This window comes from Hungatella sp. SL.1.14 (assembly GCF_024460495.1).
In the GTDB taxonomy this organism is placed as follows: domain Bacteria; phylum Bacillota; class Clostridia; order Lachnospirales; family Lachnospiraceae; genus Hungatella; species Hungatella hathewayi.
Window position 1 is genome coordinate 1 of record NZ_JANFYJ010000077.1, and the last position, 1,402, is coordinate 1,402.

1 protein-coding gene is annotated in these 1,402 nt (G+C 39.9%); it reads left to right on the forward strand.

All coding sequences use genetic code 11. From position 1 onward, the window contains the following. The first annotated feature begins 95 nt into the window (after positions 1-95). Positions 96-1,229, forward strand: a complete 1,134-nt coding sequence (locus tag NE473_RS33280) for an IS91 family transposase (RefSeq protein WP_155521558.1) — start codon at positions 96-98, stop codon at positions 1,227-1,229. Positions 1,230-1,402: the final 173 nt, after the last annotated feature.

The window sequence follows — 1,402 nt, forward strand, 5'->3', positions numbered from 1 at the left end:
GAACAAAGTGCCTTCGGCACTCTCAACTCCCCTGCCCCTCACTCATGAGGGGTTTTGGGGTTTTCCTTTGTCACTTTTTGTTGTAAAATATTCTTATGTATAAAAAGAACATTCTTCAAACTATTTTCAGTGACCACTTTGAGTACATCCATTATGTTCTTCGTCCTGGCAAAAATGTTATGGATAACATCAAACGTATGATTCATTGCCAGGATCCTTCTTATGGACAAGCTGTCTACGGCTGTCCCCATTGTGGTAAACTTAAATCTGTACCTTTTTCCTGCAAAAGCCGTTTCTGTCCTTCTTGTGGTAACATGTATAATCAGAAACGGGCTTTTCGTATGTCCTGCAAGCTCATTTCCTGTAACCACAGGCACTGTGTGTTTACGATTCCAGAGGAACTTCGCATCTTCTTTCTTAAGGATCATTCTCTTTTGAATTGTCTTTTTCATGCCGTCCGCGATATCGTCCTCCGTATGTTTTCTAAACTTAATAAAACTGAAAATTTTACTCCTGGGTTTATTTGTGTCCTTCACTCTTTCGGTAGAGACCTCAAATGGAACCCTCATATCCATGCGCTCATCTCCGAGGGCGGTACCGGTAATATTACCTCTTGGCGTCCAAACAAACATTTTGATTTCAGATTTTTACGCTTCGCTTTCCGTAAGGTTCTTTTAGAAAAACTTGCGCATAAACTCGGTTCTTCTTTCCTTAAACTTAAAAACCAGATTTACAAGGATCACCCGAATGGTTTTTATATCCGTGCTAAACCCAATCTCTGTTCTCCAAATATCACCATTAAGTATATCAGCCGATATCTCGGACGACCGGTTATTGCTGCCTCCAGAATTGATTCTTACGATGGTGACTCTGTGACGTTTCATTACACCAGGCATGAGGATCACAAGACGGTTACAGAATGCCTCCCCGTTATTGACTTTATAAAACGCCTGATTATTCATATCCCTGACAAGCACTTCAAAATGGTTCGTTACTATGGTATTTATGCAAAACATCATAAACAGGAAAAAAATCTTCGGCAATGTTTATCCCCTCAGAAACAACGCTATCTTTCCAGTCTTCTGGATTGGCGTAACTCGATTATTCTGACATTTGGATATGACCCACTCAAATGTCCGAAGTGTGGCACTTCTATGTTGGTTTTAGAAGTTTACTACAAAAAAACTGCGCTATTTGAACGATTCCGAAAGGTAATGGGTTATGGATAGTTCCATGCCCCTTATTCTTTCTTTGCCGTCAGACAGCGCAGTCTAAACCAAAAACAAAAAACTACATAATCAACGTCGTGGCGAATCACTACATTCGCTCTTTTGTTATGTGATTTTTTATTTCAAGTCCATTATACACTATCTTGGCCGATTTGCGAAGTTTCCTAGAAAGT

Bases quoted from the DNA above. Each gene is read 5' to 3' on its own strand.
- NE473_RS33280 (WP_155521558.1), top strand. From the start codon at position 96: ATGTATAAAAAGAACATTCTTCAAACTATTTTCAGTGACCACTTTGAG.